Below are 22,450 nucleotides of genomic sequence, written 5' to 3'. Positions count from 1 at the left end.
ATCAATTCTTGATGTTTATATTATTGGAACAAAAAATATGATCGTTTTCGTTTATGATTACACAAGCTATGTGTTGCAGCTGATTAATAAGATCGAGGCCAATTTTTACACCCATCACCATTACCGGCGTGGCCATCGCATCCGCCAGTTCTGCACTGGGGCAGATAATACTGACGCTTTTTATTCCCGTTACCGGCAATCCGGTGGAAGGATCAATGGTATGCGAATATTTCCGCCCATCTATCAAGGCGTACTTTTCGTAGTTGCCGGAAGTGGCGATAGCCATATTGCTGATATTGAGGGTGGAGAATGGCATGCCGGAATGATCCGGATCGGCGATGGCAATTGTCCATGGCTTACCATTGGGTTGTGTTCCCCAGGTAATAAGGTCCCCGGCAGCGTTGACGATACCACTTGTAACACCCCTGCTCTGCAACATCATTTTTGCACGATCGGCTGCATATCCCTTCCCAATACCACCAAAGCCTATCCGCATCCCCGCTTCTTTCAGGAATACTGTTCCCTCTTCGGCATCGAGCACCACGTTCCTATAGTTGATCAACCTAACGGATTTTTTGGCCAGTAATGGTTCTGGTAATGCCTTCATATTTACATCGAAATTCCAGAGACTTTTGTCAATACCACCGTAAGTGATATCAAAAGCGCCCTGCGTAAGCGAGGATATTTTCAATGACCGCCTGATGAGGTCAAATACTTCCCTATCAACTTTCACCGGCCTTATTCCCGCCAAGCGGTTGATTTCGCTGGTCTGGCTATCATCACTAAAGGTGGTCAGCAATTTTTCAATACGGCTTACCTCAGCAATGGCTGCCTGAATATGCGCGGTGGCTTCTTCTTTATTATCACACACCACGCTGAACTCGAAGCGATTACCCATCAGCTTCAATACCTGCCTGTGTAATTGTGGCCCGTTTGCCGGATAGCCGGTATCAATCATGCACGATGGCTTTTATTTCTCCTACAAACTTCTCAGGCGCCACTCCCGGAAACCCATCCCAGGCTTTTAACACCTTTCCATTTTCATCGATGAGTAAGGTATAGGGGAACTTTCCCTCCGGGTTATATTTATCTGCAAGTGCTTCGTTTAGCCGTACCTGCGCCTTAGTTAGTTGATTTTTCTTCTGGCGGGGGAAGTCTGCCCGTACGAGTAAAAGATGTGAAGCAGCATAATCTTCAAACACCTTCGACTCCAGAATTTCCTGCCGGAGACGGATACAGGGGCCGCACCAGTCGGATCCTGAAAAATTAACCAGGATCAGTTTATGAGAAGTGAGTGCCGCGGTCTGAGCTTCCGGGAAATTCTCTGACCAATTCACACCAGGCCCAGCGAAAATCAATAACAGGGAAATTAATAATTTCATATAATGTAATGCTTAAGCGTAAATACGTAAAGAGGTACCCGTGAGCTGTGTTTTGTACACCGTGAGGGAACGGCTTGCCGGTCCATTAGACAGACTCCCGTCCTCACTGAACGTGGCGCCATGGTTATTGCAGTAAAATTGGTGACTGGAAGCCTGGTAGTTTAATGGATAACTTTCATGGGTACACGACTGCTGTACTGCAATATAAGCACCAGCAGAGGTTTTAGCCACTATTACACCATTGGAAGTGAGATATCCTCCGTTAGTAAGTAGGGCTGCGTTGGCAGATGCAGTCAAATCCAATGTAAAGTCAATGTTCCTCGGCGGATCTGAAGGGGAAATTCCTCCTGAACTTTTAGAACATCCCAAACATGTTGTTAAGATCACCGACGCTGAACTTATACCTAACGCAGCCAGAAATTCGTTTCTATTCATTTCTGTTTATACTTTTTAGCAATATGAGCAAACAAATGAATGGGATTAATAAAGATGGCTTAATGGCTAGTATACAGACAACTGTAGATTAATGGTGGTTTTATTTAATGGCTATACGCCCGGCAAACTAAAAGACAATTCTGAAGTAATTCTGTAGTTCGGTAAAGCATTTCCCGGCCTGTTTATTCCCCGGTGGCAACAAACTCGCCTTTCTCTTTCACCACCTGGTTTCCCCAGCTAGTAATCGCTTCCAGGACAGGGATAAAGGTTTCGCCAAAATCGGTCAGGCTGTAAACGACTTTGATAGGCGGCTTTTTGCCATACACTTTTCTCGCCACTAAGCCGTCTTTCTCCAGCTGCTTTAACTGCAAGCTCAGCGTCATTTCCGTGACAGCCGGCATTTCTTTGCGGAGCTCATGATATCTTTTTGCTTCATCTTTTAGATGGTATAAGATAACCGCTTTCCATTTTCCACCCACCAAATCCATGGTTAAACTTACCGTACAAGGGTAAAGCTTGCCATTCAGCTTTATCTGATCACTAATACATTCAGTTTTCATGCGATCGTTTTTTGGCACTATCTGTTTGGATAGTTATTGCAAATGTACCCTACTAAAAATAGTTTTGCAACTATAATATTTATAGTTTAACAAATACATAACATGATGAACAATTCAAAAGCAAACAGTGCTACCATACTAAAAGATAAACCGGTTATTACAATTGTAGGTATTTTGGGCAAACAGGGATGGAGTGCAGCCCGTACCCTGCTGGCTTCCGGGATGTACCGGGTGCGCGGTATTACACGTCGTACCGATTCCCCGGAAGCGCTTATGCTGTCCCAGCAGGGAGTTGAACTGGTGAGTATCCCGCTTGACCTCGGGTACAAAACAGCATTTGTGAAAGCATTCCAGGGGTCTGACGGAGTTTTCCTGATGACACCCAACATTGCGCCACCGGCCACCCATGAGTTTGAATTGGGCAAACAGCTGGCGGATGCCGCGGTAGAAGCGAAAGTACCTCATATCGTGTTCAGCAGCCTGGAAAATGTAGATGAACGTACCGGCGGGAAAAAGTTTGCGCCACATTTCACAGACAAGGCTAAAATTGAAGCCTATATCAGAACCCTGCCCGTCAAAAGTTCATTTATTTACATGGCTTTCTTTTACACCAACCTGATGGAATTTTACACGCCCATCTTACAAGGCAATACCCTTGTATTTCCTATTTATTTACCCAAAGACTTTTGTGCTCCATTTGTGGATCCGCTTACAGCCACCGGGCCCGCTGTCTTAGAAATCCTTTCCAATCCCGATCAGTATGCAGGGCAATCCCTTCCTGTTATCGGAGATATGATCTCTCCGCAGCAAATGGTAGATACATTTGTCGGCGTAACCGGCAAGCAAGCAGTATATAGTTCCGCCTATTCACGGGAAGAACTCCTTAGTCACTTCCCGGCATTCGGTTCCAACGAACTCCTGGTGCAGGAACTCACAGGGATGGTGGAATACGCGGTGGAATATGGATATTTCAGGGAAGACCGTGACTTAACATGGAGCAGGAAAATAGCCCCGGCTATCCTTAATTGGGAGCAATTTCTGCGCAGCACGGGGTGGGATGGGAAAAAACTTTCGTATTGAGCTGTAACCGGATGTGCCGCTCAAACAGCCTGTGTGCGGGCTTTCGGGTGCATGTGCCGCAATTGTTATATCAAACAACTTTCCCTATTTTGCGGTACAATGCACAAAATCCCGGTTCGATATATCAACGAAGCGCTCAAAGAACCCGGGTTCTCCGGCGGCTTCAGCATGCGGTCCCTGGAAGACTTTATGGAAGGGCAGGATATGCTGCAAACGCTGCACCGGCACACCTTCTACTACGTATTGGCATTGGAAAAAGCCAGTGGTGAACATACGATCGATTTTGCGCCCTACCCTGTTAATGATAATACGGTCTTTTTTATGCGACCAGGGCAGATACATCAGCTATTCCTGGAAAATGGCAGCCGGGGTTACCTCCTCCATTTTACAGATGATTTCTATTCCCCGGCTGAAAGGGCCGCCAGGCAAGTATTACGCAGTATCAGCACCAGGAACTGTTTCCCCATGGAGCAGGCGCCATTCAGCCGGCTATACCAGCTGCTTGAAATCATTCACCGTGAATACACCGAAAAACAGGAACGCTATAAGCAGGCAATAAAATCTGCGCTGGATATGGTGTTCCTGGAACTGCTGCGGCAGGGTGGACATTCGCAGCCCTCCGGTGAGCGGCCGGAGTACATACAGGAAAGGCTGGATGAGTTACTGGAATTGGTAGAAAAACATCTACCAGAACATAAACAGGTGGCTTTCTACGCCGCGGAACTGCATCTCAGCAGCTACCAGCTGAATACCGTTACAAAAACGCTGTTGGGTAAAAGCTGTTCCGCACTCATCAACGACATGATTATCCTCGAGGCCCGCAGGCAACTGCTCGCCACCTCCAACCAGGTAAACCAGGTGGCCGCAATACTGGGTTACGAGGACGTATCCTATTTCATACGCTTTTTCAAAAAACACACCGGCTTCTCCCCGGAAGCTTTTCGCAGCAACTTCAAATAAGTCCTATTAATCCCGATTTTAGTCCTACCTCCGGCACTATACATCCGGTAAATTTGTACAGAACAATAACTATCTACGATGCAAAACATGTGGGACGAACGCTACTCAAGACAGGAATTCGTTTATGGCAAAGAGCCTAACGAATTTTTTAAATTACAGCTAACCCAACTCCCTACCGGCTCTATATTAATGCCGGCTGATGGAGAAGGCCGTAACGGCGTGCACGCCGCGGCAAACGGCTGGACCGTTACCTCCTGCGATCTGAGCCAGGAAGGTCGTAACAAAGCCCTGCAACTAGCCGCTGAAAGAGGCACTACGCTGGAATACCTGGTGGGCGACATCGCAGCCCTCAGTCTCCCCGAATCAGCATTCGATGCCATAGGGCTTATCTTTGCCCATTTTCCGCCAGATCAGAAATCTTTTCTGCTGCAGCGGATAGCCCGCAGCCTGAAGCCCGGCGGTTACCTGATTTTCGAAGCATACAGCAAACAGCATGTAAAATACCAGCAAGTCAATCCTACTGCGGGCGGACCAAAAGGAGCGGAAAACCTCTACTCTGCCGAGGAACTGCTGCAATGCTTCGGTCATTACGATATACAACTGCTGGAAGAAACGGAGGTAGAGCAGGGCGAAGGTATTTTTCATAACGGCCGCGGCATTGTATTGCGATTTGTGGGCAGGAAGCCGGTTGAATAAAAATCTCCGGATGCTCAGCGGCAATTAAAAGTAGGAGGACCACTTTCATTTTCCTCCTACTTTTAAACGGGAAACATTATTTCCGGCGTTGGACGCCTGATGATCCCTTTAGTCAGTCAGGAGAGCGAATAGATACACAATGATAGGTAAAAACAATGGTTGTGTCTTTTTTGATTAGCACTCATTTTTTCTCCGCCCAGATATATCCCCGCCTGGTGGCATACTCCATATTTTCATTGGGATATCTCTCTATGGCATCAATCATGGTAAAACCTGTTTCACTCAGCAATTTTAGGATATCCGCTGTCTGAAAGAAGCATAGATCCACATCTATTTCCTTATCATGTGCTTTGTCAAAATGAACAATTTCTTCTCCCACATGAAAAGAAAATAAAAAGTTGCCTCCTGTTTTCAATACCCTGTTTATTTCTGCAAAACAATCACGCACCTGGTCAAGTGTAAAATGTACGATAGCGTAGAAAGCCAGCACACTTCCAAGGTGTCCGGCAGGATAAGCGATCTGCAGTAAGTCGCCTGTTTGAAATTCAATTTGAGGAGAAAGCCGCCGCGCCACATTAATCATGGCCGGCGCAAGATCAATGCCGACGATGTTTTTTAGCCCATTATCATATAGAAACCTTGTTGTTTGTCCGGGTCCGCAACCAAAGTCGGCACATAGCCCCGCGTCCTTATTCGAGGATGCAAATTCCGTTAACAACAGCCGGTCAACATGCTTTTTGGACAATTCGTCCCAGCGTTCCACAGCATAGTCTTCCGCTACCAGGTTATAGCAATGCAATATTTTATCCTGTGAATTCATATTGATTTCAGTTTTAAAATATTAATCCCATTTTGATTGTTGCTGCAATTATATCTCAGTACCGACGACAAAAGCCCAAAATTGCTTTATTATTTAAACTCATATGTTATTGCTAATGTTATAGGTTGTGTTGTTACCTTTCCTACAAACTTACCAAAATAAACCAACCTGACTTTAGTTCATAACGCTCACTTTCAACTCATCCCGCAATTCAATTATATTGACTAATACCTATGCAATATTGACAAGCCACCCCCACGCTATCCGGAATTTGATATCTTTACGCCCCGTTACAGCCGCATCAAATCCGCTGTTACCCAATCAACCAAAGTCGTTTCATTTTGCAGAGTCAATGGAAGAACAGTGAACAATTATTAGTGAACAAATAAAATGAAACCTTAGGATACAATGATATGAAAAAAGCCGTCCTGTTTATTACTCTCCAACTATGGTTGTTTCAGCCCGATGCACGGTCCCAAACTGTTAACGCTCCGCCATTTGTTATTCCCGGCTTGCGGGAATGGCAAGGAAATACTGCACAATTCTCCCTTCTCCCGGCAAGCGCCATTGTATTGGAACCCGGATCTGCAAAAGTCTTATCTGCCACAGCGCACATACTACAGCAAGACCTGCTCCAGCTAACAAAGGGAGCGCTTCTTCCGGTAAAAACCGGTATACCCACAGCGGGCGATATCTTTTTAAGCCTAAACAAAGCGGATACTTCGCTGGGAAAAGAAGGATATCTGCTTGTGGCAACGCCACAGACCCTCCACATTTCTGCACCTGAAATCCAGGGAGTGTTCTGGGGAACCCGTACATTGTTACAAGTATTGGAACACGACAGTCTTCATACTCATTTTCCCTGTGGTATAGCGAAGGACTACCCCCGTTACGCCATCCGTGGATTCGTACTAGATGTGGGCCGAAAATTTTTCAGCATTGATTTCCTCCGGCAGTATGTAAAATTCATGTCTTATTACAAAATGAATGATTTTCACATCCATCTAAACGACAATGGTTTTTACCCACATTTTGGGAGCAACTGGGATAGCACCTACGCCGCCTTCCGCCTGCAGAGCGATTTTTATCCCGCCCTTACAGCTAAGGACGGATCATACACCAAACAGGAATTCAGGGAGCTGCAGTCATTGGCAATGTCATATGGCGTTAACATTATCCCGGAAATTGATGTACCTGCACATTCGCTTGCCTTTTCAAAACTCCGCCCTGAAATTGGCAGTAAAAAATATGGGATGGATCATCTCGATCTCGACAACCCGGTTACCTACCAGGTGATCGACAGCATATTCATGGAATACCTTGCCGGCCCCAACCCGGTGTTTACGGGGCCGGAAGTACATATAGGGACCGACGAATATGCAGACGGCGCTGCAGAACAATTCCGCGCATTCACGGATCATTATATCCGCCTGGTAGAAAGCTATGGTAAAAAAGCCCGCATATGGGGAGCACTTACGGATGCACATGGCAATACACCTGTTAAGGTAAAAGACGTCACCATGAACATATGGTTTAATGGTTATGCCGACCCGGTGGAGATGACAAAACTCGGGTACAACATTATTTCCACACCCGACAGTTGGCTATACATCGTACCCGCGGCAGGACATTACTATGATTACCTTAACCTACGATCGTTATACAATAAGTGGGAACCGGTACAGGTAAACAATGTTCGCTTTAAAGACGGCGATCCACAAATTAAAGGAGGTTCTTTTGCCGTGTGGAACGATCGTGTTGGCAACGGCATCACCGAAAAAGATGTACACGACCGGGTATTCCCAGCCATGCAGGTGCTCGCTCAAAAAATGTGGAAAGGTACAGACAGCACGCAATCCTATGCTGTTTTTGCTGCCGGCGCCGCCAACACCGGCGAGGGCCCCGGCGCAAATATGCGTGGCAAACTGCCCGGAAAAAACGGCTTGGTGTTGCAATACCAGCAGGGAAAGCCAGCACATAAAGATAATAGCGACAGCCAGGTAAAACCAGGCAAAATAACAGGAGCAGCTATACGTAAAAAAGATGGGCTGCATTTTCACGGCGGGCGCAGCTTCGTACAAATGCCCGTTCCCGAAATTGGTTATGACTATACCGTAAGCTTCAGCATCAAACCAGCCACTGGTAACGCTTCCAACACCGTGTTATTCAGTTCTCCCAATGCTGTCGTTAAACTCAAACAGCAACAAACCGGAAAACTTGGTTTTTCGCGGGAAGGATACGACTATGTGTTTGATTATGTAGTGCCCGAAAATCAATGGACGCGACTGGCTATCAGCGGAGATCATAAAGGCACCCGTTTGTACGCTAATGACAAACTGGTACAAAGCCTCCAGGGACAAAAGCGCAACTTCCGGGGTACCAAAGATTCCATGCTCATCGTACAAACGCTCTTTTTTCCGCTACAATACATCGGAGACACCGCACACGCCTTCAAAGGCGTAATCAAGGATTTGAAAGTCTGGAACAATGCCGATAAACTAAAATAATACGCGCCGCTAACAGATCATTATCATGAAGGAACATCCCCCACATAGTATGATAGACGTGCCGGCAGATGAAACATTACTGCTTGAACGAATTGCGTTGGGGGATGAAAGAGCATTCTCAGCATTATATCAACGTTACTGGAGGAAGGTTTTCACCTACCTCCTTCGTCTTACCAAATCACGGGAAACAGCCGAAGAACTGCTTTCTGAAATCTTTACCCGGTTCTGGATCAACAGGGCGGTAGCCTCCAGCATCGGAAATGTAGATGCCTTCCTGTCTAAGGTAACCTACAACAGGGCTATTGATTTCTTCCGCTTTGCCGCAAAAGAAAAAAAGATACAGGCATTAATTGCACTAGAACTGACCCGGTACCCTTCCCAAATAAATGATGGATACCTGTTAGAAAAAGAGTATAAAGCATTGCTCCGCGAGGCCATTCACCAATTACCGCCTCAACGCAAGCTCGTTTTCACCCTCAGCAGGGAACAGGGACTTACACACGAAGAAATTGCCAGGCAATTAAGTATGTCGCCGCACACGGTTAAAAAAACAATGTCCAATGCCATCAAATCCATCCGGGCATTCCTCCGCAAACAGGGAGTAGACGGCATGATCCTGGATATTCTTTGAACCTACCCGCTTTAAATTCATTTTTTTTCTTACCCCGATACTACCACCTTCTCTTTTTTACGTCTGTTATGTTTACAGAAGGTAATTTAACATGAACCACCCACAAGAACGCTTACATCTTTTATTCGACAAATACCTGTCTGGCTCTATCACTGCGGTGGAGTTGGATGAACTCTGGACGCTGATAGGCGCCATGGATGCTACCGCCAACTTTCCCGAAAGTATCAAAATTGCCTGGGATCATGTTCCGGAGCAGGATACCACGGCCGATGTGGATGGAGACGGCATACTGATGCGTATACTGGAAAAACAAGGACGAGCGGCGAACCGTCGGGTAGTAACGATATTGAAAAATAACTGGGGGAAAATTGCAGCGTCGCTGTTGTTGCTGCTGGGGCTTGGTTTACTGACACACAAAACTGCCGAAGTCAGGCCGGTTATCACAAAGCTGGTAACTACAACAGCAGGGAGCAACAAAGCTGTGCTGACACTCTCCAATGGCGAACACCTCTTGCTCAATGACCAGGCAGCCGGCACCATAGCCAGGCAGGGTACCCTACAGGTAATAAAAAACGAAGATGGCTCCCTCTCCTATACAGGAAGCGGAAGTGATACATTGGGTGATACCTACAATACATTAACTATTCCGCCGGGAAACCAATACCATGTTACCCTGCCCGATGGAACTGGTGTTTGGCTTAATGCCGCCTCCTCTATCCGGTACCCCTTATCTTTTTCCGGCAATAAAAGAAACGTTGACATAGATGGCGAGGCCTTCTTTGAAGTAGCGCAAAATGCGGCAGCACCTTTCGAAGTTAATGCCGGCTCCATGCAGGTACTCGTTCTGGGGACCACTTTCAACATTATGGCCTATAAAGACGAGAACAGCATCAAAACAACGCTGATAGACGGCGTGGTAAAAGTTGTCAGTAAAGAAAGCAGCCAGCAGCTCAAACCTGGCCTGCAGGCCATTTTACCCAACGGTGAAAACAACTTCCACATCGTACCAGCCGATTTGAAAGAAGTGCTGGCCTGGAAAGAGGGAGAATTTCGTTTCTACGATACCGATATCGCCTCTATTATGCGGCAAGTGGCCCGTTGGTATGATGTAGAGATTGTTTACCGGGGAGCCATTCCACAAAATAAATTCTACGGGGTAATTCCCCGGCAGCATAATGTATCGCAACTGTTGGAGGTACTGGAAGTGACACGCCATGTTCATTTCAGAATCGATGGCAGAAAGATTATTGTCATGCCGGGACCAAAATAATTTTCTAATCAAACTAAAAACACAGATGACAGGGTAATCAACCAAAATGCCATAAAAAAGCCGGGGTGACTGGAACTCACCGCCGGCAAACATTTCGGGCAAATCGCAAAATGACAAAACGGATTATTTCACATTTCAACCCAAAACCATACTAAGTTATGAAGTTTACTGCATCAGGCCAAAGCGTTTCCCCGCATTGGCCTTTAAAACTATGGACGATCATGAAACTTACTGTTTGGCTAATGGCCGCCGCGCTACCTATCAGCGCCAAATCCTTTTCCCAGCGGGTGACCATCAACAAAAAAAACTGTAAGCTGGAAGATGTGTTTGAACGCATCAAGCAGCAAACAGGTCTTTCATTTATGGTAGAAAAGGTATTGCTCGACAATGCCCAACCCGTTACCTTACACGAAGAGAATGCACCACTGGAGAAGGTGCTATCGGAATGCCTGAACTTCCAACAGTTGTCTTACCAGATCACCAACCAGGTAATTGTGGTAAACAGGAATACAGATAAAATAATGCCCGCGGCACCAACAGCCGCCGCCAGTACATCTTTCCCGGTATCCGGCGTAGTAACGGATCAAAAAGGAACCGCCCTGGTGGGCGCCTCTGTATTGCTGAAAGGGAAAGATTTCCAGAAAGGGATGGCTGCCGACGCTCAGGGAAAATTTCTCCTGGAGAAGGTACCCGAAGGTGATTACACGATCGAAGTATCCCTGATCGGTTTTGGAAAATACACCGCGCAGCTACATGTGAATAGCGCTACCCAACCACTGGAGATACGCCTGAGCGCTGCCAGCCAGGCGCTGGAAGAACTGGTGATTGTAGCCTACGGCAAACAAAAGAAAACCAACCTGACCGGATCCATATCAGCGATTACTTCCAGGGAACTGGATAACCGGCCACTGACCAATGTCACCAACGCATTACAAGGTACCATGTCGGGTGTAACCGTTATGCAGAGTAATGGTCAGCCCGGAAAAGACGAAGGCACGATCAAAATAAGAGGGATTGGTACACTTAGTAACAGCAACCCGATGATAGTGGTAGATGGACTGATCAGTTCCATGAGCGATGTAAATCCCAATGATGTGGAATCTGTTTCTGTACTGAAAGATGCCGCATCGGCTGCTATATATGGTTCCAGGGCAGCAAACGGCGTAGTACTCATCACCACCAAAAAAGGGAAAAAAGGAAAGCTGCAGGTGCGGTACGATGCCTACCTGGGTAAACAGCATGCCACCAGGCTTCCCGAATATCTCCCGTCCTGGCAGCAGGCCGCATTCTACAATGAAGCCCTTGCTAATGAAGGCGCTCCGGTGAAATGGACCGACAAAGATATACAGCAGTTCCGCGACGGTAGCGATAAAACCGGCGCGCATCCCAATACCGACTGGCTGGACCTGCTGTACCGCGGTAGCGGCATACAACACAACCACTACGTGAGCCTGAACGGAGGCGATGAAAAAACGCAGTACATGGTTTCACTGGGATATCTCGACCAGGAAGGGATCATCAAAGGAACCAATAATAAAAAGTTTACCGCACGCGTAAATATCAGTTCCAATATCAGTAAAAGAACCAGTGTATTTGCCAACATTGGTTATCTCTACTCCCCGTTCAATGAACCGATCAGCTCCTACCCGGGCGCTTCCAGCCTGTCGCTTATCACGTTCGTCGCTAACCAGATATCCAACGTGGTACCTTATAAATTCGACAATGGATATTATGGTTACGGTCCCAATGGAAATCCCATTGCCTCTCTGGAATTAGGCTCGTTCAACCGCACCCAGCGTTATACCCTTACGGGAAACGCCGGCGCAGACATCCTGCTGGCGAAAGGGCTCCATTTCAAGCCCACTTTTGGATATAGGCTCAATATAGACCAGGGAGAAAAATTTGTAAAGGATATCCAATTCTACGATCCGAACTCAGGACGACCAACCAAATACCAGGGGCCCAATAACCTTACCAACAACTACGACAACACCTCCTATACCAACCTGCAGGCGATACTCGAATACACCACGTATTTCGGGGCTCATCACCTTGGCTTACTTGGTGGAGGATCACAGGAATCCACCACATACCGGGAAAATTCCATGTACCGGGAAAATTTCCTGAATAATGCCATTTCACAGATAAATGCCGGACCAACAGCAGGACAAACCAGCAAAGGGCTAACCAACGAGGTAGCGCTCCGGTCGTTCTTCGGACGTTTCAATTATGACTACGATGAAAAATACCTGTTTGAAGCCAGTCTGCGCTACGATGGCTCCTCCCGGTTTGCGCCATCGAATCAATGGGGTCTGTTCCCCTCTTTCTCCGGTGGATGGAACATTGCCAGGGAAAATTTCTTTGCCCCGCTGCGGGAACTGATCTCAGACCTGAAACTCAGAAGTACCTGGGGCAAGCTGGGCAATCAGAACGTAGTGGGTAACTACCCCGCTATTTCAACCGTATCTCCCGGACAGGATTATTCCTTCAACCACATCATCGCTTCCGGGATAGCTCCTGTTACCGGCGCTAATGCCGATATCACCTGGGAAACAACCAACACTACTGACTTCGGCCTGGATGCGTCCCTGCTACAGCATAAATTAACTTTCAGCGGAGGCTACTTTATCCGTAACACTACGGGCATTTTGCTGCAATTGCCTATAGGAGCACCTTACAGCTTGTCTGCGCCTTACCAGAATGCCGGCGCCGTCACCAACAAGGGATGGGAGTTTTCTGCCGGTTACAACGGACATATACACGAGGTCAACTACAGCATAAATGCCAATGCCACCTTTATCAATAACCGGATCACCGATCTTAAAGGAAGCGGCCCTTACATCAGCGGTGGTACTTTCCAACAGGTAGGTTTCCCGATCTATGCTTTCTATGGTTATGTTTGTGAAGGTATCTTCCAGACAACAGAAGAAGTTGCCAAACATGCCAAGCAAACAGGCGGCGTAATCGCTCCGGGAGATCTCATGTATAAAGATCTTAACCACGATGGTAAGATAGACGGCGCCGACCGGACCTACCTCGGTAGCTATTTTCCTAAAACTACTTTCGGGTTTAATCTTCACCTCGACTGGAAAGGCTTTGACTTCGGCGCCTTCTTCCAGGGAGCGCTCGGCGTAAAGAACTATGTACAGTCCAACATGCTGGGTGGTGTAGGCGCTAACAGCAACAAACCCACCACCGCTTTTCTTGACCGGTGGACGCCGGAGAATCATTCCACTACTTTCCCCCGCTTGTGGTTTTCTTACAAAAACAATGGACCCAGCAATATGCCATCATCTTTCTGGATAAGGGATGCGTCCTATCTCCGTCTCAAAAATCTGCAGCTGGGCTACAACCTGCCCAAAACATGGGTACACCGCATTGGGCTTAATAATATCAAGGTTTACTACAGCGGCCAAAACCTGCTGACTTTCTCCAACTTCTATAAGTGGGTAGATCCGGAAGCTCCCCAGGCTGAATCAGGCTATAGCTATCCCCAGGTAAAAATCAATACCGTTGGGATCAACGTGCTCTTTTAATCAACAAAAATCATGATCATGAAACGTAACAAAATAATAGCTGGCTTATTCATGGCTGTAGTGGCACTGGCAGGGTGTAAAAGAGATTTTCTCAACAAAGCGCCGCTGGATGCCTATAGCAACGGTACGCTGTGGACTTCCGTCAGCGATGCCACTGCTGCACTCAACGGCTGTTATGCTGGCTGGGAAAGTGGCTACAATGTCATCTACAACGATTGTTTTACCGACAACGCATACGATCAATACCCCTGGGAAGGCTATGAGCCGGTAACACAGGGCAACGCCACTCCGGTAAACACAGGATCTGCCAATAGATGGGACTATAAGACCATTCAAAAATGTAACTGGTTCCTGGAAAATATTGACAATGCCCCTATCGATCCTGCATTGAAAAAGAGGATGAAAGCAGAAGCCAGGTTCCTGCGGGACTACCAGTATTTTGCTATGAGCCAGGTGTATGGCGATGTTCCACTGGTACTGCACACTGTATCCATAGACAGCGCCAACCTGGTGCGCCAGACACCACGGCAGGAAATAATAAAATTCCTGCTGGCGGAAATGAATGCCATTGCCGGGGATCTGCCACTGAGCTACGCCAGTGCAGACCAGGGACGGATCACGCGGGGAGCAGCACTTGCCCTGGCCGCACGTATCCAGTTGTTTAATAATGATTACACGGGTTGTATTGCCACCTGCAAACAGCTCATGTCTGCTCCTTTCGCCTACAATTTATACAACGACTACAGTGATCTGTTCCGGCCTTTGGCGATGGGTAACGCCGAAGTAATACTCGATATACAATACCTGAAAACGTACAATACCTTTGATGGCCTCGGCGTGCTGCCTCCTAATTCCAAGAGCGGGCAAAGCTCTGTTGCCATCACCCAAAACCTGGTAGATGCATACGAGATGAAAAACGGCAAGACCATCGATGATCCGGCATCCGGTTACAACCCGGCACAACCCTATATCAACCGGGACCCACGACTGGATGCTACGATACTGCGTCCGGGTTTAAAATGGGAAAACAGTTATTTCGATCCCCTGGGTGAACTGTCACCCGATTATTACCAGAACGGTAACTGTCCACCTACCGGCTATATCTGCAAGAAATTTATCTCTCACCTCTCAGAAGATTTTGATGATATCTGGAATGTGGGATTAAACTTCATGGTCATCCGTTATGCAGAAATACTTCTCTCCTATGCAGAGGCGAAAATAGAAGCAGGGCAAATAGATGCGTCTGTGTATGAAGCCATCGATAAGGTACGTACGCGTGCGGGCATGCCAACTGTAGACCGTACCCGCTATAACAACCAGGCAACCCTCCGGAAACTGATCCGGCGTGAACGGAGAGTGGAGTTCGCTTTGGAAGGTTTACGCTGGTATGATATACAACGCTGGAAGATTGGAGAAGAAGTCATCAAGGGACAAGTAGCCGGTTCCCTGAAAGGCACCGTAGACCCCAATACCGGTGCATTGACGCTCGACCCGTCATCGAGGATAATGGTGGGCAGCCCACGCAATTTCGATCCCGCCAAACACTATCTCTGGCCTATTCCTCAAAAGGAAATTGACCTGAATAAAAACCTGAAACAAAATCCCAATTACTAGTCCGTGAGTGATGGGAGTTGACGCATGTAGTGATAGTGCCTGCGCCACGCGCAAAGAAGCCGGCTCAAGTCAGAACCGGCTTCTTTGTTTGCTCCATAAATTATCAGCCATCAGTATGAAATATTTATATGAAAGTTTCACATTTCCTCCAGATCAGTCATTTACTGTAAAGAAAGATACATTCGGAATGACAGAGTATAATACCTTTCAAAGCCACCTAAACTTTGAAATTATATTATTGGAGAACTGCTGGGGAAGAAGCCTTATCGGGAATCACATGGCTGATATTAACGGAGCACAGCTGGCACTCTTGGGCAGCTACCTGCCACATTGCTGGCAATCCCATCGGCAACAAGATCATACCCCACTTCCAACAGCTTACATCGTACACTTTTCCCCTTATTTTATTGGTAAGGAATTCCTGGAAACGCTGGAAGCCAGGGAGTTGAACATATTGTTCGATAAGGCCCTGGGGGGTATGCTGTTTTCAGGAGATACTATTATCCGGGCCCGGGTAATTTTGCAGCAGCTGTTGGAAGCAACAGGTTTTCTAAAAATTATCCGGATGATAGCGCTGCTGGATCTGCTGGCGAATTCAAAGGACCAAACGGTGCTGGATTCACCTCTCTCAAAAATCTGGAAAACGGCTGCGCAGGAGCAGCGGATTACGCAGGTTTTCGATTATCTATACCGGAATTTCAGGAATGCGATCTCCCTGGAGGAGGTGGCAGCAGTCATTCATATGACGGCCAGTGGTTTTTGCCGGTATTTAAAAAAAACAACAGACAGTACATTTGTCGAAATTTTAAAAGATATACGTATTTCTCATGCCGCTAAACTATTGTTGACTGGTAACCATAATATATCAGAGGTCTGTTATCGAAGCGGGTATAATAACCTTTCTAATTTTTACCAGCATTTTAAGGAGGTAAAGGGACTGCCTCCCAACAAGTTTTTAAAACAGTATCGGGCATTCCGGGAAATTAGTTAAAGTAATTCCATATCTAGTTGTTGATAGGGAGAAAGAAAATGATTATCCGGGGCCAGCTCCGTGATCAGGTAGTTGATCTGGTTAAGATCACACACTTTCATACGTTGAGAAGAATTCAGTTTTTCAGCGATGCTGATGATGGCCAATTTTTTGGCAGCGCGGATCATGGCTCTTTTCACCTGTACCACTTCCCAATCAGAATCCGTCATTCCATCCTGTACCGAGAAGCCATTAGCGCCCAGCAGGCAAAGGTCCACCTTAATATCCGCCAGCTGGTTGATCACACTTGCGCCCATATGTACATGAGAGCTGGGTGAAAGCTGGCCGCCAATGCTGATGACCGTAAGATTGCGGTGTTCCACCAGTTCCAGGGCTACCAGTGGGCTGATGGTAAAAAAGGTGGCGCGCAGGTTGTCGGGGATACTTTTCGCCAGTTCAATCATAGTGGTGCCGCCACCGGTAAGTATCACCATGTCATTCTTCAGGAGCTTAATGATCTTTTGAGCAATCTGTTGCTTAGCCGACTGTGCATACACGGCATTATCTGCATTAAACGGATAGTGAAAAGAGCGGCTGATAGCGCCTCCATGTACTTTTAATACCTTCCCTTCCTCCGCCATCTCTTTCAGGTCGCGCCTCACCGTATCTTCCGAAATGTTCAGCATAGCGCTGATATCTGTTGACAATACTTTATTGTGGAGATTGATCTGCCTCATGATAAAGGCCTGACGTTCGTCTTTCAACATTAGCGGCGTGTGTTTTTAAACCTGCACAAATTTAAAAAAAAGTAATCCAATCTGATTATGCGTGTTTTAGCATGTTTCAAATATAATAAAAACGCGTTTAAACAGATATTAATACAAAATATCGCATTTGTGTTTTATATTCATGCAATAAAACGCAAATACCTGCAACAAAATTGCAGCGAAGCAGCGTGAAAGAGAATCCTGTAGACCAATAAATCTAAACTTGTACGCAAATAAAATATTATAAATCAACCTTTTGTTAGCATAATCACCTGTTCAACCAAAATTCAAACCCTTCCAATATGAAAGAAAGGATACTCATCACTTTCGCCTTCCTGCTGTTTTATGCCGGTTCCTGGGCCCAGAGCATATCAGGTACCGTAATAGATAAAAGCAGCCAGGAACCTATTATAGGCGCCACTATTTTAGCCGGTAAAACCGGTACTGTTACCAATGCAGAAGGAAAATTCACCCTGCGGGTACCAGCCGGCATCACTACCTTACAGGTAACATTTGTAGGTTACAAGTCACAGACGCTTCCTTTAAGCACTACAAAAGAATACCGGATCGCCATGGATCCTGATGAACATTCGCTGGACCAGCTGGTCGTGGTAGGCTATGGCACCCAACGAAAAGCCAATCTCACCGGGGCTGTAACCACCGTAGATGTTGCCAAAACTATGCAAAGCAGACCCATTACAGATCCATCCAAAGCCTTGCAGGGAATTGTACCCGGCCTCAACATCACCTATTCCAATGGAGGACTTACCCAGTCGCCCGCCATCAACATTCGTGGCATTGGTTCTGTGAATGGAAGCGGACGCCCGCTCATCCTGGTCGATAACGTAGAAACGCCCGACCTCACCATGATCAACCCCGATGATATCGAAAGCATCTCCGTCCTGAAAGATGCAGCCTCCACTTCTATCTATGGCGCACGCGCCGCTTTCGGCGTGGTGCTGATCAAAACGAAAACAGGCCTCCGCAACATGCCTACCAGGGTGCGGTACTCCAACAACTTTGCCTGGAGTACCCCTACTGCCCTGCCCAACTTTGCAGACCCCGTAAAAGAACTGACAGGACTATACGACGCCGGAGTACGGGCAGGCACTACGTCGCCGGAGTTGTTCGGCATGCAACTACTCAAGTTGCGCGACGGTATCCAAAACTGGCAACAGAAATATGCAAATAACCGCAAAGGCATTGAAATGGTGCCGGGAGAAGATTTTGAAATTGATCCCAACGGCGGCCCGGCTTATTTCTACCGGGTATGGGACGCAAAAGATATGATGCTGAAAAAATATACGCCACAGCAAATTCAAAACATCAGCGTACAGGGCGGCAGTGAAAAAATTTCCTACTACATGTCCGGCGGATACAGCAACTCCGGCGGTATCCTGAAAATGAATCCGGATAACGTAAAAAAGTACAACATCACCGGTAGTGTCAATGCGTCTGTCACCAAATGGCTGGATATGGATGTGCGCATGATGTACCGCAACTTTGAATACGACTATCCCTACCAATACCAGAACTACTTTCAGTATATGTGGCGTTGGGGTGCGTACTTCCCCTACGGCACCTACCAGGGAAAATATTTCCACCACACACCGGGATACCTGGCAAACGCCAACACCAGCACCGTTACCGACAATTACACCCGCGTAAACCTCGGCGCCACCCTGAAGCTGACAAAAGATCTGAACGTTCGGGCAGAGTATACGATCGGCCGCGATAATATTACCCGTCATGATGTAGGCGGCAAGGTAATGGCATGGGACTTCTGGGCCGCCGGTATGCCATTTAGCAATATCGCCTCGGCCTCGCAAGATGTGGTGGGCTATGCCGCCGGCAACTATAAGGTGAACACATTTAACCTGTATGCTACCTACGATAAGAAACTGAGCGCAAGCCACCAGCTGAAATTTATTGCGGGCATCAATGCAGAAGATGTAGATACCCTGAACTACAGCGCCTACCGCCGCAATCCATTAGACCCTACCAAAGCGGAAATTCCGCTGGCCAGCGGCGACCAGCTGGTATCGGGCAGCCACCTGGCCAATGCCTATGCGGGATTTTTTGGCAGGATCAACTATAGCTACAAAAACAAATGGTTACTGGAACTGAATGGCAGATACGACGGCGCCTCCTCCTTTCCCCTGGCCGACCGGTGGGCCTTCTTCCCGTCTGCCTCTGTAGGATACCGCCTCACAGAAGAACACTTCATGGACCGTTTCAAAAGGGTACTATCTGATATGAAGATCAGGGCATCTTATGGCTCCCTGGGCAACCAGGACATGGGTGGAAAATGGTATGTACCGGCCATGACCACCAATACCCAGGTCAACTGGATGAATGGCGGCAACTATGCTTCTGGCGTAGGCGCTCCGCGTGCCGTAGCAGCATCCCTTACCTGGGAAAGAGTACGTTCCCTCGATATTGGAACCGACATCAGCCTGTTTAATAATCATATAGGCGTTACCGTTGACTGGTACCAGCGTAATACCGACAATATGCTTACCAACAAAGCGGTACCGGCTATCTTTGGTACAGATGCCCCCCGCGAAAATGATGGCGCTCTTCGCACCCGCGGTTACGAAATCGGAATAGATGCTAATTACAATATCACCAAAGAATGGGCATTCTATGGCTCCGTTGCTTTCTGGGACAGCAAAACAATGTTTACAGAATGGAATAACCCGTCTGAATTATTATCGCTGAACTATAAAGGAAAGATGCTCGGAGAAATATGGGGTTTTGAAACAGACCGTTATTTTACGAAAGATGATGACCTTAGTAAACTACCCGATCAGTCGAAACTGGCAGACGGCAACTTCGTATTCGGCGCGGGCGACGTTAAGTATAAAGACCTGGACGGTAACGGCGTTATCGACGGAGGAAAGGTGACCCGCAGCAACCACGGTGACCTGAAACTGCTCGGCAACTCTCTCCCCCGCTACCAGTACAGCTTCCGCCTGGGCAGTACCTACAAAGGATTTGATATCGACGTATTGTTCCAGGGCGTTGGTAAAGTAAATTACTGGGGACTGGGAGATGTAACTCTGCCCCTGTATCGCGCCGGCGATATCATGTATGAACACCAGCTGGATTACTGGACGCCTACAAACACCAATGCCTACTATCCGCGGCCATATCCCGGCAATGCCAATGGTAAGATCTCCGGCTTATTATCCGGTGGCAACAACTTTTATCCGCAGTCGAAATACCTGCTGAACCTAGCTTATCTGCGCCTGAAGAATATCACACTGGGATATACGTTGCCCACCAGTATCACTAAACAAATCCACCTGCAACGGCTACGGATATACGGCAGCGCACAAAACATTGCCACTATTTCTAATGTAGGCGTGCCGCTGGATCCGGAAATCACTACCGGCGAAGGAAACATTTTCGGCAGAACATGGCCGTTTCAAAAAACCTGGTCATTCGGCTTACAGGTCACCCTTTAAACTAACAACCCATGAACAAGCGTATATTCTTACCAGTTATACTAACGAGCCTGATGACAGTCGTTGGCTGTAAAAAATATGTAGACAAAGGCTTACCTGATCAGTTTGATGACAACACCTTTTGGCGGTCGGAAGATAATATCCGGTCGTACAACTGGCCATTCTATGAAAACTTCCTGGGCTATGGCAATGGTAATAGCTTTGGCGACTTTTACTTCACCTCTTTTTCCGATGACCAGGCCAGCACGGCTTTCACAAAATTCACCCAAAACGTTCCCGCCAGCTCCGCTGCCTGGGACTTTAAAGACGTCCGCAAAGCCAACATCATGCTGGAAAGAATAGACCAGGTACCTATTTCAGATGAAGCTAAAAATCACTGGAAGGGCGTTGCACGTTTTTTCCGGGCCCTCGTTTATTTTAACCGCGTAAAAGATTATGGGGATGTGCCCTGGATAGGAAGATCGATGGATATCAGCGATACTGCTTATATCTATAAACCCCGTGATCCGCGCACCGTGGTGATGGACAGTGTACTGGCAGACCTGGATTTTGCCACAGCCAATATCCGGGTAAAAGACCTGGACAATACCATCAACCGTAATGTAGCCCTGGCACTCAAGTCACGGATATGCCTGTACGAAGGTACCTGGCGTAAATATCATACCAACCCGCAATTGGCCGGCGCAGCCAAATTCTTGCTGGCAGCCAAAGATGCCAGCGAAAAAGTGATGGCATCCGGCGCCGTATTAAATGCCGATTATGTAACCACTTACAACTCGCTCGACCTCGCCGGTAACAAAGAAGTACTACTATACAAAAAATATCTGCCCGGGTATCTTACCCACTCCTTAATAGGCTACCTGACCAGCAGTACGCCTATGGCAGGCCCCAGTAAATCCGCCATTGACGCATTCCTCTGTTCAGACGGATTACCCATCGGACTATCGCCTCTCTACAAGGGTGATGACAACCTGGCGAATACCCGCGCCAACAGGGATAAGCGCCTGCTTCAGTCTATTGATACGGTATTATGTTACAACGGTAACCTGGTGAGTGGCCGCAGTAGCAGTACCGGCTATCGCCCTGCTAAATTCCTGCAACCCGCTGTAGCTAATGTGCTGGCTCCCTACAATGATACAGACGCCCCCCTCTTCTGGCTCGCAGAAGTACTGCTAAACTACGCGGAAGCGGCGGCCGAGCTGGACAATCTGGGTCAATACACTTTTTCACAGGCGGATCTCGACAAATCCATTAACCTGCTTCGCGTTCGCGCAGCCATCCCTGCGTTGCAGTATAAAGGCGCACAACAAGTAGCGGTGAATGGTGCCACCTATACCGATCCCGCCAAAGATGCGACGGTACCTTCCCTCATCTGGGAAATCAGGAGAGAGCGAAGAACAGAATTGCTATTCGATGGTTTCCGCTTCCAGGACCTGATGCGCTGGGCCAAAGGCAGCTATTTGAATACCAGCAATAAAGACATCTGGCGCGGCGCTAAAGTTCCCGACAATGGAAAAGTGCTGAGAGATGCCGACGGTTATATTACGCCTTATACCGCCACCACTGCTCAACGCACATTCATTGATCCCAAGAACTATTTTCAGCCGATCCCCAGCGGACAGATAGCCTTGTATCCATCCGGTAATTTATCGCAGAATCCGGGCTGGTAGTAGTATATATCTTTAAGATAAATCAGCCGTTTCAGACGATCGTCTGAAACGGCTGATTTATCTTAAAGATATTGTTACATTT

General features: G+C 47.4%; 17 protein-coding genes. 11 read left to right on the top strand and 6 right to left on the bottom strand.

Annotated features, from left to right (window positions below; genetic code table 11):
- Position 1 precedes the first annotated feature (1 nt).
- From FHW36_RS16185 to FHW36_RS16170, 4 genes are all read right to left on the bottom strand, one after another.
- The gene (locus FHW36_RS16185; protein ID WP_222429097.1) at positions 2-958 is read right to left on the bottom strand and encodes an FAD:protein FMN transferase; all 957 of its coding nucleotides are present in this window, start codon (positions 956-958) and stop codon (positions 2-4) included.
- Entirely contained in the window at positions 951-1,382 is a 432-nt protein-coding gene (locus FHW36_RS16180) for a thioredoxin family protein (protein ID WP_145670604.1), read from the bottom strand. The genes FHW36_RS16185 and FHW36_RS16180 overlap by 8 nt, the downstream gene beginning before the upstream one ends.
- 12 nt (positions 1,383-1,394) lie before the next feature.
- Positions 1,395-1,685, bottom strand: a complete 291-nt coding sequence (locus tag FHW36_RS16175; RefSeq protein WP_246121168.1) for a QcrA and Rieske domain-containing protein — start codon at positions 1,683-1,685, stop codon at positions 1,395-1,397.
- Positions 1,686-1,999: 314 nt separating this feature from the next.
- Positions 2,000-2,377 carry a winged helix-turn-helix transcriptional regulator gene (locus tag FHW36_RS16170; RefSeq protein ID WP_145670602.1) on the bottom strand — a complete coding sequence of 126 codons (378 nt, stop codon included), beginning with the start codon at positions 2,375-2,377 and terminating at the stop codon, positions 2,000-2,002.
- 102 nt (positions 2,378-2,479) lie between these two features.
- Here FHW36_RS16170 and FHW36_RS16165 point away from each other — a divergent pair, with 102 nt between their 5' ends.
- The 3 genes from FHW36_RS16165 to FHW36_RS16155 all read left to right on the top strand — a co-directional run bounded on the left by FHW36_RS16165 (position 2,480) and on the right by FHW36_RS16155 (position 5,113).
- Positions 2,480-3,457, top strand: coding sequence for an NmrA/HSCARG family protein (locus FHW36_RS16165; RefSeq protein WP_246121167.1), 978 nt, complete (start codon positions 2,480-2,482; stop codon positions 3,455-3,457).
- A gap of 99 nt (positions 3,458-3,556) precedes the next feature.
- Entirely contained in the window at positions 3,557-4,417 is an 861-nt protein-coding gene (locus tag FHW36_RS16160) for a helix-turn-helix domain-containing protein (protein WP_145670601.1), read from the top strand.
- A 78-nt stretch (positions 4,418-4,495) separates the two neighbouring features.
- Positions 4,496-5,113: a class I SAM-dependent methyltransferase gene (locus FHW36_RS16155; RefSeq protein ID WP_145670600.1), complete on the top strand. Its 618-nt coding sequence runs from the start codon at positions 4,496-4,498 to the stop codon at positions 5,111-5,113.
- Positions 5,114-5,294: 181 nt separating this feature from the next.
- On the opposite strand, the gene FHW36_RS16150 is transcribed toward FHW36_RS16155, so the two are convergent.
- Positions 5,295-5,933: a class I SAM-dependent methyltransferase gene (locus FHW36_RS16150; protein WP_145670599.1), complete on the bottom strand. Its 639-nt coding sequence runs from the start codon at positions 5,931-5,933 to the stop codon at positions 5,295-5,297.
- 413 nt (positions 5,934-6,346) lie between these two features.
- Here FHW36_RS16150 and FHW36_RS16145 point away from each other — a divergent pair, with 413 nt between their 5' ends.
- The 6 genes from FHW36_RS16145 (at position 6,347) to FHW36_RS16120 (ending at position 16,482) form a co-directional block, all read left to right on the top strand.
- On the top strand, positions 6,347-8,440 hold the full coding sequence (locus FHW36_RS16145; RefSeq protein WP_145670598.1) for a family 20 glycosylhydrolase: 2,094 nt from the start codon (positions 6,347-6,349) through the stop codon (positions 8,438-8,440).
- Between the two features lie 25 nt (positions 8,441-8,465).
- On the top strand, positions 8,466-9,071 hold the full coding sequence (locus tag FHW36_RS16140; RefSeq protein WP_145670597.1) for an RNA polymerase sigma factor: 606 nt from the start codon (positions 8,466-8,468) through the stop codon (positions 9,069-9,071).
- A 91-nt stretch (positions 9,072-9,162) separates the two neighbouring features.
- Positions 9,163-10,341 (top strand): FecR family protein, encoded by a 1,179-nt coding sequence (locus FHW36_RS16135; protein WP_145670596.1) that lies wholly within the window; start codon positions 9,163-9,165, stop codon positions 10,339-10,341.
- 221 nt (positions 10,342-10,562) lie between these two features.
- On the top strand, positions 10,563-13,877 hold the full coding sequence (locus FHW36_RS16130; protein WP_186452481.1) for a SusC/RagA family TonB-linked outer membrane protein: 3,315 nt from the start codon (positions 10,563-10,565) through the stop codon (positions 13,875-13,877).
- Positions 13,878-13,895: 18 nt separating this feature from the next.
- Complete coding sequence (locus tag FHW36_RS16125; RefSeq protein ID WP_222429096.1) at positions 13,896-15,491, top strand: RagB/SusD family nutrient uptake outer membrane protein; 1,596 nt, start codon at positions 13,896-13,898, stop codon at positions 15,489-15,491.
- A gap of 277 nt (positions 15,492-15,768) precedes the next feature.
- The gene (locus tag FHW36_RS16120) at positions 15,769-16,482 is read left to right on the top strand and encodes an AraC family transcriptional regulator (RefSeq protein ID WP_186452480.1); all 714 of its coding nucleotides are present in this window, start codon (positions 15,769-15,771) and stop codon (positions 16,480-16,482) included.
- On the opposite strand, the gene FHW36_RS16115 is transcribed toward FHW36_RS16120, so the two are convergent.
- Positions 16,479-17,228: a DeoR/GlpR family DNA-binding transcription regulator gene (locus FHW36_RS16115; RefSeq protein ID WP_145670593.1), complete on the bottom strand. Its 750-nt coding sequence runs from the start codon at positions 17,226-17,228 to the stop codon at positions 16,479-16,481. The genes FHW36_RS16120 and FHW36_RS16115 overlap by 4 nt on opposite strands.
- A gap of 302 nt (positions 17,229-17,530) precedes the next feature.
- Here FHW36_RS16115 and FHW36_RS16110 point away from each other — a divergent pair, with 302 nt between their 5' ends.
- Positions 17,531-20,698 carry a SusC/RagA family TonB-linked outer membrane protein gene (locus FHW36_RS16110; protein ID WP_145670592.1) on the top strand — a complete coding sequence of 1,056 codons (3,168 nt, stop codon included), beginning with the start codon at positions 17,531-17,533 and terminating at the stop codon, positions 20,696-20,698.
- Positions 20,699-20,709: 11 nt separating this feature from the next.
- Positions 20,710-22,368 (top strand): RagB/SusD family nutrient uptake outer membrane protein, encoded by a 1,659-nt coding sequence (locus tag FHW36_RS16105; protein ID WP_145670591.1) that lies wholly within the window; start codon positions 20,710-20,712, stop codon positions 22,366-22,368.
- The last annotated feature ends 82 nt before the right edge of the window (positions 22,369-22,450 follow it).

The organism is Chitinophaga polysaccharea (genome assembly GCF_007829335.1).
GTDB classification, from domain to species: Bacteria; Bacteroidota; Bacteroidia; order Chitinophagales; family Chitinophagaceae; genus Chitinophaga; species Chitinophaga polysaccharea_B.
This window is presented reverse-complemented; position numbering and strand designations above follow the sequence as displayed.

Coding starts and splice junctions, on each gene's coding strand:
- FHW36_RS16170 (WP_145670602.1), bottom strand. CDS start 2,377: ATGAAAACTGAATGTATTAGTGATCAGATAAAGCTGAATGGCAAGCTT.
- FHW36_RS16165 (WP_246121167.1), top strand. CDS start 2,480: ATGATGAACAATTCAAAAGCAAACAGTGCTACCATACTAAAAGATAAA.
- FHW36_RS16135 (WP_145670596.1), top strand. CDS start 9,163: ATGAACCACCCACAAGAACGCTTACATCTTTTATTCGACAAATACCTG.
- FHW36_RS16110 (WP_145670592.1), top strand. CDS start 17,531: ATGAAAGAAAGGATACTCATCACTTTCGCCTTCCTGCTGTTTTATGCC.
- FHW36_RS16120 (WP_186452480.1), top strand. CDS start 15,769: ATGGCTGATATTAACGGAGCACAGCTGGCACTCTTGGGCAGCTACCTG.
- FHW36_RS16130 (WP_186452481.1), top strand. CDS start 10,563: ATGAAACTTACTGTTTGGCTAATGGCCGCCGCGCTACCTATCAGCGCC.
- FHW36_RS16145 (WP_145670598.1), top strand. CDS start 6,347: ATGAAAAAAGCCGTCCTGTTTATTACTCTCCAACTATGGTTGTTTCAG.
- FHW36_RS16185 (WP_222429097.1), bottom strand. CDS start 958: ATGATTGATACCGGCTATCCGGCAAACGGGCCACAATTACACAGGCAG.
- FHW36_RS16140 (WP_145670597.1), top strand. CDS start 8,466: ATGAAGGAACATCCCCCACATAGTATGATAGACGTGCCGGCAGATGAA.
- FHW36_RS16105 (WP_145670591.1), top strand. CDS start 20,710: ATGAACAAGCGTATATTCTTACCAGTTATACTAACGAGCCTGATGACA.
- FHW36_RS16125 (WP_222429096.1), top strand. CDS start 13,896: ATGAAACGTAACAAAATAATAGCTGGCTTATTCATGGCTGTAGTGGCA.
- FHW36_RS16115 (WP_145670593.1), bottom strand. CDS start 17,228: ATGTTGAAAGACGAACGTCAGGCCTTTATCATGAGGCAGATCAATCTC.
- FHW36_RS16155 (WP_145670600.1), top strand. CDS start 4,496: ATGCAAAACATGTGGGACGAACGCTACTCAAGACAGGAATTCGTTTAT.
- FHW36_RS16180 (WP_145670604.1), bottom strand. CDS start 1,382: ATGAAATTATTAATTTCCCTGTTATTGATTTTCGCTGGGCCTGGTGTG.
- FHW36_RS16150 (WP_145670599.1), bottom strand. CDS start 5,933: ATGAATTCACAGGATAAAATATTGCATTGCTATAACCTGGTAGCGGAA.
- FHW36_RS16160 (WP_145670601.1), top strand. CDS start 3,557: ATGCACAAAATCCCGGTTCGATATATCAACGAAGCGCTCAAAGAACCC.